Origin of the sequence: Corallococcus praedator (genome assembly GCF_003612125.1) — a bacterium.
Classification (GTDB): Bacteria; Myxococcota; Myxococcia; order Myxococcales; family Myxococcaceae; genus Corallococcus; species Corallococcus praedator.
This window is the reverse complement of the sequence record NZ_RAWI01000393.1, coordinates 1-8,459: the sequence shown is the minus strand read 5'-3', so window position 1 is coordinate 8,459 and position 8,459 is coordinate 1. Positions and strand designations below refer to the sequence as shown.

At 68.4% G+C, this 8,459-nt stretch carries 9 protein-coding genes; 5 read left to right on the top strand and 4 right to left on the bottom strand.

Features of this window, described 5'->3' with window-relative positions; genetic code table 11:
* Positions 1–216 precede the first annotated feature (216 nt).
* Entirely contained in the window at positions 217–1,002 is a 786-nt protein-coding gene (locus tag D7Y13_RS33820; protein ID WP_120585783.1) for a J domain-containing protein, read from the top strand.
* Between the two features lie 12 nt (positions 1,003–1,014).
* On the opposite strand, the gene D7Y13_RS33815 is transcribed toward D7Y13_RS33820, so the two are convergent.
* Positions 1,015–1,992 (bottom strand): endonuclease/exonuclease/phosphatase family protein, encoded by a 978-nt coding sequence (locus D7Y13_RS33815; RefSeq protein ID WP_120585784.1) that lies wholly within the window; start codon positions 1,990–1,992, stop codon positions 1,015–1,017.
* Between the two features lie 275 nt (positions 1,993–2,267).
* On the opposite strand from D7Y13_RS33815, the gene D7Y13_RS33810 reads away from it, so the two are divergent.
* Positions 2,268–3,422: a serine/threonine-protein kinase gene (locus D7Y13_RS33810; protein WP_233595963.1), complete on the top strand. Its 1,155-nt coding sequence runs from the start codon at positions 2,268–2,270 to the stop codon at positions 3,420–3,422.
* A 9-nt stretch (positions 3,423–3,431) separates the two neighbouring features.
* Here D7Y13_RS33810 and D7Y13_RS33805 read toward each other — a convergent pair whose 3' ends face one another.
* Positions 3,432–3,779, bottom strand: coding sequence for a helix-turn-helix domain-containing protein (locus D7Y13_RS33805; protein WP_167508799.1), 348 nt, complete (start codon positions 3,777–3,779; stop codon positions 3,432–3,434).
* A gap of 153 nt (positions 3,780–3,932) precedes the next feature.
* Between D7Y13_RS33805 and D7Y13_RS33800 the strand changes: the two genes are divergently transcribed.
* The 3 genes from D7Y13_RS33800 to D7Y13_RS33790 are packed head-to-tail and all read left to right on the top strand — an operon-like array spanning position 3,933 to position 7,185.
* Positions 3,933–5,777 carry a serine/threonine protein kinase gene (locus D7Y13_RS33800; RefSeq protein WP_120585785.1) on the top strand — a complete coding sequence of 615 codons (1,845 nt, stop codon included), beginning with the start codon at positions 3,933–3,935 and terminating at the stop codon, positions 5,775–5,777.
* On the top strand, positions 5,774–6,718 hold the full coding sequence (locus tag D7Y13_RS33795) for a DUF2381 family protein (protein ID WP_158620490.1): 945 nt from the start codon (positions 5,774–5,776) through the stop codon (positions 6,716–6,718). Before D7Y13_RS33800 ends, D7Y13_RS33795 begins: the two co-directional genes overlap by 4 nt.
* Positions 6,715–7,185, top strand: a complete 471-nt coding sequence (locus D7Y13_RS33790) for an SMI1/KNR4 family protein (protein ID WP_120534027.1) — start codon at positions 6,715–6,717, stop codon at positions 7,183–7,185. The genes D7Y13_RS33795 and D7Y13_RS33790 overlap by 4 nt, the downstream gene beginning before the upstream one ends.
* 36 nt (positions 7,186–7,221) lie before the next feature.
* Here D7Y13_RS33790 and D7Y13_RS33785 read toward each other — a convergent pair whose 3' ends face one another.
* Both D7Y13_RS33785 and D7Y13_RS33780 read right to left on the bottom strand, forming a co-directional pair.
* Positions 7,222–7,620 carry a DUF3037 domain-containing protein gene (locus D7Y13_RS33785; protein WP_120534026.1) on the bottom strand — a complete coding sequence of 133 codons (399 nt, stop codon included), beginning with the start codon at positions 7,618–7,620 and terminating at the stop codon, positions 7,222–7,224.
* Positions 7,598–8,380, bottom strand: coding sequence for a HipA family kinase (locus D7Y13_RS33780; RefSeq protein ID WP_120534040.1), 783 nt, complete (start codon positions 8,378–8,380; stop codon positions 7,598–7,600). Before D7Y13_RS33780 ends, D7Y13_RS33785 begins: the two co-directional genes overlap by 23 nt.
* Between the last annotated feature and the right edge of the window lie 79 nt (positions 8,381–8,459).

Genomic DNA, 8,459 nt, shown 5'->3' with positions numbered 1-8,459 from the left:
GAGGACCCGGCGGCGGCGGGGGCGTGGCGGTGGCAGCAGCGCATGAGGGGGCTGACTCTTCCGCAAGCCCGTGCCGGGGTCGAGCCACATCGAACCGGCTTATCCGGAATTCAGGGTCCAGGCCTCCCTGGGTCTCCTGGACGGAGGCCCGGGAAGGTGACAGGGGCGGAAGGCGGCGGTTGAGAAACGCCTGGGGCTTCCACAGGATGAGGGGACGTGCAGGCCGTCCTCTACTTCTCCGACAAGCAGGTGCGCGAGAAGCTCTTCGCGTTCGTGGATTCCGCGCCAGGGCTGCTGCTGGTGACGGGGGTGCGCCACGGTGCCGCGATGACGCGTCCTCCGCAGGCGCGCGAGCCCTTCGCCGCGCTGGAGGACCTGTTTGGCGACGTGCTGGCCCAGGTGCTGGTGGCGGATGAAGGCACCACGGAGGGCATGTGGCGTGACCCACTGGGTGACCTGGGGGACCGGCTCTACCCGGAGGACAAGAAGGGCGCGTACGCGGCGTCCACCGGCTACCTGCTCCTGAAGGGAGGCCGACCCCTCACGGTGGTGCGCAAGCAGGGGGGGCCTGCCGACGACCTGTGGTTCCTCCAGGAGGCGCTGAGCCGGCTGAGCCCGGGCATCCCCGCGCCCGACCCGGCGAAGCGCCCCGGCACGCGTCGTCCTGAGCGCGCCCCGCGAGCGCCACCCCGCTACGGACCCGCCAGCGCCCGGGATGAGGCACCGCCGCGCTCCGGGTCCTCCGACGAAACGCCGCCCAGGGGCCGCCGCGCGGTGCCTCCTCCGGCCGCCGCCGAACCGGAGGCGAAGGACCCGTGGTTGGTGCTGGGCATCGCGCGGGGCACGCCGAAGGACGAGGCGCGCAAGGCGTTCCGCGCGCTCATCGCGCAATACCACCCGGACAAGGTGGCGCACCTGGCGCCGGAGTTCCACGCGCTCGCCGAGCGCCGCACGCGTGAAATCCTGGACGCGTGGGAGGCGCTGGAGCGCGACCCCGCCTGAGGCCGCGTCACGTCAGGTGATGAGCGCCGGGGTGGCCGAGGCCGTGTCCAGGTTGAAGCGGGCGATGAGGGGCACGTGGTCGGACAGGCCGTGGAAGCGGCTGGTGAGGTCGCCGAAGGGGAGGGTCTCATCCGCGTCCAGCCAGCTCACGCCGCCGCCAGAGAAGAGGTGGTCCAGGTGCATGCGCAGGCGCATGAAGCCGGCGGTGGGGAACGCGCGTGAAAGCTTCGGGTCGATCTGCCCCACGGCCGCCTGCGCGCACGTCAGGTGCGCATCGCCGGTGAGGTAGCGGTACACCGGTGAGGACGGCGGTGAGTTGAAGTCCCCGCACACCACGAACGGCTCCGTCTTCGAGTGCAACTGGATGAACTCGGTGAGCTTGCGTGCCTCGTGGAGCTGGTTGCTGCCACAGCCCATCTTGTCGCGCGTGGCCCAGAACTCGCGGGCGAACGGCGTGGGCAGGCTCAGGTGCGTGTTGAAGATGTGGAAGGCGCGCTGGTCGTGGCGGCGCAGCACGCGCATGTGCGCGCAGATGCGGCTCTGCTTGCGCTCCTTCAGGCCCTGCACGTGGTGGTGCGTGATGTGCTCCGGGGCCTCCACGTTGTGCTTGTCCACCTGGAGGGTGCGCGTGTTGACGAGCATCGCGAGCCCGGTGGTGTAGAGCGACAGCTCGCCCAGCTTGTAGTGGTGGGCGCGGAAGTAGAACGCCTCGTAGGGCATCGCCCGCCCCTGGAGCGCGAAGGTCTCTTCCACGCGCTCCATGAAGGCTTCCAACTGGGTCTCCCCCGGGCGTGTCGGCCGGTGGACGATGTTGCTGCGAAGCGAGGAGGTCTCCACCTCCTGGAGGCACACGACGTCCGGCAGCGGGTCCAGCGTGGCCAGCGCGGCGGCCACGCGGCGCTTGGGGCCGATGGTGCTCGCAAGGCCCTTCAGCATGTGGCCGAAGTAGCGGACGTTGTACGTGACGATGCGCAATGGGGATGCGTCCATGGGCCTGTCGCCACCTCCAGGGTTCCTGCGGCGAAAGGTGGGAAGCAAAGGTACGAACGTCCAGGCCCCTTCGCAGCGCTCGGCGCCGGATTCATCGCGAGGGCCCGCCATGTGCCGACAAGCGGACGAAGCGCCCGCCTGCTTGCCTGTACCGTCAGCGGCGGCATTCATTAGAGATGTTGATTGGCGGATGACTCGGGGAGGCAGCTGAGGCGTCTTCTGGTCAGGTCAACTTGTTGGTAGACTCCGGAGGTCTATATGTAGAATGAGGCCACTTGCAGACCACCGACCCCGTCCACCCCTCCGGCCGGAATCACCTTCCAGGCGAACGCCCCTCTGACGACGAGCGACCGCGCGTCCTCTTCCAGATCGCGGAGACCCGCTACGTCTTCCTGCGCACCGTGGACCGCCGCCCCAATGGAGAGGTGCTGATGCTGGCCGAGCGCCACGAACCGCACGGCCTGCCGGGCCCCGTCTTCATCAAGCGATTGCACACCCCGGCCACGCAGGCGAGGCGCCACCGGCTCGTGGAGGAAGTGCAGCTTGCCTACCGCCTGCACCATCCCGCGATCGCCCAGGTGCACCAGTTCAAGGTCCGGGAGCGCAAGCCCTACGTCATCATGGAGTACGTGGACGGTCCCTCCATGGACACCGTGTTGTGCCTGATGGCCATGCGGCAGCGTCCCGTGTCCGTGGCCTTCGCCCTGTTCGTGGGGGCCGAGCTGGCGGACGCGCTCGAACATGCCCATTCGCTGGCCGATGATGCGGGCCGTCCCCTGGGCCTGGTGCATCGGGATGTCAGCCCGCGCAACGTTCGGGTGGCCCGTGACGGCGCGGTGAAGCTGACGCACTTCGGTGCCGCCTACTCCCACCTGGTCGGTCGCGAGGAAACCCAGGGGCAGCTCCGCAAGGGAGACGTGGCCTATGCCTCGCCGGAATACCTCCAGGGGGCCCCGCTGACGCCCGCCTCGGACCTCTTCTCCCTGGGGCTGTTGTTGCTGGAGTTGGCCACCGGGCGGCACCTGTTCCAGGAGGCGTTGAACGGCGGAGGCCTGGAAGAACACTCCCGACCCCATGGCGTTCAGGTGGAGGAGGAGCCCTCCCTGCCGCTGACCTGCATGCTGGCGCAGGTGCAGCGCTACACGCCCGAGGATGTCGCCCATGCGGTCTCGGAGCTCCCCGGGGATTTTGGGGCCGCGCTCCAGCGGGCCTTGCGACGGGAGCCTGGGGCGCGACAGGCCACCGCGGGCGCCCTTCGGGATGCACTGCGCGACTGCCTGGGCCGGGAGCAACAGCGGGACGGAGGCCGGCTGTATGGACGCAAGGAGGCAGCGGAGGAACTGATGCGCCTCATCACTGATGCCAGTGCCGTCCGAGACCAGGTCGAACTGGAAGACGAGGACCTCTTCCCCGCGAAGCATCGGGGGTAGGAAGGCTTCCTAGCGGGACAGCGCGCGAGCCATGGCGACGAGGGCGTCCAACTTCTCCTCTTCGAGTTCGCGCGCCAGCGTCACCAGTCGTCGCAGCGCGGGAGGCTCTTTCTGGGCCTCACGGCGGGCTTCCGTTTCCGTGCGGGCCAGTCCCAGCAGTTCGTCCGATGAGACCCGCAGCGCCATGCTCAACTTGCACAGCATCGTCGCGCTGGGGACCATCTTCCCGCGCTCCACCCGGCTGTAGACCATGGAGTTCATCCCCACGGTGGCGGCGACCTCCGCTTGCGTCAGGCCCAACCTCGCGCGGGCTTCGCGCGCGGCCTTGCCCACCTTCTTCCCCAGTTGTTCGTCCATGCGTGGAGAAGGAGCGTAGCGCAAAGCCCGTGCTCCAGGTCTCAAGTCCTGGTTAGACTTCCCGGGTCTCCAAGGTGTTAGACTTTCCGGCCTCTCGTGTCGTCGCGACCGGAACGCTGACGCAGGAGACTTCCGGATACAGAGGGTGGACGCGTGAACGGCCAGCACTTCGCGGACCTGTTGCCGGGCACGGACGTTGGCGGCTTCATCGTGGAGGCGCTGCTGGGCCGGGGTGGCAGTGGCGTGGTGTATCGCGCCCGACGTGGAGGCGAGTCCTTCGCGTTGAAGCTCCAGTCGCGGATGGGACTTGGGGGTTGGGCTGCGCGGGAGGTGGCCATCCTGATGCGCCTGGAGCATCCCAACGTGGTGGGCTTCCGCCATTGCGGCCTGCATCCGGAGCAGCGGCCCACGTGGTTCTACCTGGCCATGGAACTGGTGGAGGGTCGCACGCTGCACCACTGGGTTCGGGAGGAGAATCCCAGTGCCCGGCGCGTGGTGGCGCTGATGCGGGACCTGTCGCGTGGCTTGGAGGCGATGCACGCACGGCAGACGCTGCACCGGGACATCAAGGAGTCCAACATCCAGGTGCGTGAGTCCACCGGGCAGGCGGTGCTGCTGGACGTGGGCGTCGGTCACTACGAGGGCGCGCCACGGCTGACCCAAGGCATCCTGCCGCCCGGCACGCCGCAGTACCGCAGTCCGGAGTCGCTGGCCTATCTGCGGGAACACGGGCGACAGGAGGGCGCCCACTACGAGGCCTCGCGCGCGGATGACCTGTATGCGCTGGGGGTCGTCCTCTACTGGATGCTCACGGACCGGCGGCCCTTCGAGTCGCCCGACACCGCCACGGAGATCGACGCTGTCATCCACGAGCCCCCGGTGCCGCCCCAGGTGTGCAACGCACGTGTGCCAGAGGCATTGGGCCAGCTGTGCCTTCGCCTGCTCGCGAAGGCGCCCGAGGCGCGCGGAGAAGGTGCCAGGGCCCTGGACGAAGCGCTGGCGGCGCTGGTGATGGACGCTGCGTGGGATGTCCCGCTGCTCCCGGACGTCGCGGAGGTCTCCCTGGCTCCGGTGCCTCCGGACGAGGCCGAGGAGCACGACGCCTGGATGGTGCATGGCGAGGCATCGGGACCACCGCATCGGGGACGGGTGCCTGTTCCACCGGTCATGCCAATGCCAGTCCTGGCGCCGCTGCCACCGCCGCGTTCCGCTCGTCGGTGGGGAACTGGATGGAAGAAGTGGGGGCTGCTGGCGTGCGGGGTGGCGGTGCTGCTGGCGTGCGGGGTGGCGGTGCTGGTGGCGGCGTGGGGAGGCCTTGCTCGGTCCCGCCTGTCGTCGCGCCCGGAGTCGGATCCGGAAGTGGCGTCCGCCGAGGCTTCACCGGAAGCTGCCCGGGCCGCAGTCACGCCACCGTGGGTGGCGGTTCCCCCTGTGGCCGTCGCCTCCCAGGTGGCGCATTCGTGGAAAGAAGAAACGCCCGTGACGAAGACCTCTCCCGCGCCTGCTCGTCGTACCCGTTCCCGTGCGGCGGCGTCCCGCGCCCTGCTCGCCGCCGCGACCTGCTCCAGCCTGGCCTGCCCCGCAGGGCCCCAGTTGCGGGCCTCGCCACCGCCCGAGGAGTGTCCGGCGGGGGCCGTGGAGTCCATGCGGACGTTGGGGATCAAGGTGGAAATGTTCATCGATGCGGCGCTCGATGACCGGTTCAATGATGTGGGACCCATCTCGGTACGGGAAGGACCGGGTCGCCTCGAAATGATCGAAGCAATGGGCAAGCTCCCGGGTGGAACCCTGGTGCTCGGTCGCTTCGTCCGAGGAGAGTACCTGTACGGCCGCTTCACGGAGGTCCGCACCAAGAAGGGCGAGCGCTACCCGGTATGCATGGAGATTTTTCAAGGAAGTGGGATCAAGCACGGGGTGACCCTCTTGAAGGGCAGCACGGACGACACTGCGGTCGTCACGAGCACGGTCTACCTGCGTGCCGTGGACCATTTCGAGTGAGCCTGCGCCTTCTTGCTGCCCGGAGTCATGGCGCTGTCGCGTCCGTATTGAAGGTCGCCCTGGTGGCGGCTTTCACCCTGGCTTCAGGAGCCGCAGCCCAGGTTCAGGATGCTTCCGACGCGGAGGGTGTGGGCCGTATCGAAGTGTCCGCCGAGCAGGAGGGGAGGCCGCACGAACTCAACATCAGTCCGGGGCTGGCCACCTGGGTGTTGAGCGATTCGCCCGTCGCGCGGTGGGCGCTGACCGGGCGGGAGAATTTCCGCCGGATCATGGAAGGTACGGACACGCTCGCGCTGCTGCCCCGGAACGATGTGAAGGAAGGCACCCGGTTGAATCTGACCCTCATCTTCGCGGATGGGGCGGCTCCTGCGCGTGCGGAGCTGGTGCTGGTGGTGCATCCGGCTTTGGCGCAGCGTCAGGTGGAGTTGTACCGCCACCCACGCTCCTTGGCGTCCTATCAGCAGGAGGTTCGACAACTTCGCGCGGAGGTCGGCCGCGCGCAGGCGGAGGTGGAACGCCTGCGCGCGACGCAAGCGCGGCCCGATGGACTGACTGGATTGCTGGCCTCAAAGGTGATGAAGGATGAGGGCGTGGCCTTCCGTGACCTGACGGACGCCATTCAAAGGATGCAAAGGGAGGCACTGTCGATGAGGCGGGTCACCGCCTTCCGTGTCGCCACGCGTGCCGCGGTGAATGCAATGTTGCTGAACCGCTTGAACGTGCCCTGGCGGCCCATGGGGGCTGCGCTGGTGGACGCAACCGGACGCACCGTGTCCGCACTCGGCATCTGGTCGCAGGAGCCCATCGCCCCCGATACGGAGGGCCAGGTCATCGTGGAATTCGAACTGCCGTCATCGACGGCACTGGGTCCCTACACCCTCAAGCTGTGGGCGGAAGATGGAACGCACGCCGTCTCGGTGCGCAACATCTCCTTCCCGTGATCGAATTGCTCGAAGAGGTGTCGCGCCTCCACTTCCCCAAGCCGCCCGCGACCCCTGCGCAAATCGAAGCGTTCGAGCAAAGGGTGGGGTGGCGCCTCGACCCCGACCTGCGTGCCTTCTACCTGCACTGCGACGGTGCCAACCTGTTCGACCGCATCAACCCTGAGTTCGCATTCCATCCCCTGGCGGAGATTCGCCGTGCACGGGTGGTGATGCTCCAGGACGACACCGACAAGTCAGGCTCCGCGTCCTGGTATTCGGTCTGCGAGGTCCAGGACAGCAACTACATCCTGCTCGACGTGAGCCAGCAGACCGATGGCTGCTATCCCATCCGCGATGGCTACCGCGAAGGATTCCCCGACCCGGTGTATTGCGCGCAGATCACCGGCTCGTTCTCGGAGTTCCTCGGAGGCGCGCTGCGCTCCAACGGGCGTTGGTTCTGGTTGAAGGACCTCCAGGAGGAATGACGACCAGGGCGTGGAGCGACGCGCCCAGGCCCTGCATCAGACCGCCGGCTTCACCCGCACCATCGTGTCCAGCAGGTGCTCCAGCGAGCGGTCTGGATCGTCACAGAGGCCCACGTGCACGGGGCCCGTCTGGAGCATGGTGCTGCGCGGGGCCACCAGCCAGTGCCAGCGCTCCTTTTGTGGCAGCCGCCCGATGGGCCCCGCGTCCTTCCCGCCCACGCACACGCGGCGGAAGCTCTCCAGGTGGCCCTTCAACAGCTCCACGTCCGCGTCCGGTGACAGCGCCTTGAGCCGCGCCTCATCCAATTCCACGCGCGCGCCCAGGAAGCGGTGCTGCACGCAGAAGAGCACCACGCCCACGTTGATGAACTCCTCGCGCTCCACGCGGGGCACCAGCCGGATGATGGCGTAGTCAAACGAGCTGGGCGTGGGCACGCGTCGCCTCCTCGATGAACGCCGGCGCCGCTTCCAGCCTGCGCATCAGCCACGTCACGTACGCCGCGCGGTGCTCCGCCGTGGACGCGAACGCGGGCTCCTGGCCCAGCCACGCCTCCGGAATCGACCCCACGATGCGCTCCACCACCTCTCGCGTCACCCGCTCGCGCAGCAGGTCCCCGGCCTCCGCCAGCGAATGCGCCCACGGCAGCAGCACGTGGTCCTTGATGGGCGCGAAGCGCCCCTGGCTGCGCTCCTCCCAGCCGTCCCATGAGTGGTGGAAGTACAGCGCCGCCCCATGGTCGATGAGCCAGAGGTTGCGGTGCCACACCAGGAGGTTGGGGTTCTTCGGCGTGCGGTCCACGTTGGTCACGAACGCGTCGAATGCCACGATGGCGGAGGCCACCTGGGCCTCCGGCACCGGCACCGCCAGCGGATCGAATGTCACCGAGCGCGGCAGGTAGTCCAACGCCAGGTTCAGCCCGGCGCTCGACTTGAGCAGCTCGCGAATCTCACTGTCCGGCTCGTTGCGCCCCAGCGACGTGTCCAATTCCACGAACACCAGCTCCGGCACCCGCAGGCCCAGCACGCGTGCCAGCTCTCCGGCCAGCAGCTCGGCGATGAGCGCCTTGGCGCCCTGGCCTGCCCCCCGGAACTTCACGACATAGAGCCCCGCGTCGTTCGCCTCCACGATGGCGGGCAAAGAGCCCCCTTCGCGTAGCGGCGTCACGTAGCGCGTGGCGGTGACCGTCCTGAGCATCATCGTCCTCGACAGTTCCCGGGCACTCCGGGGGTGGCGGCTCTACCACGCCCACAGTCCCCGGGGAACACACCCGCCC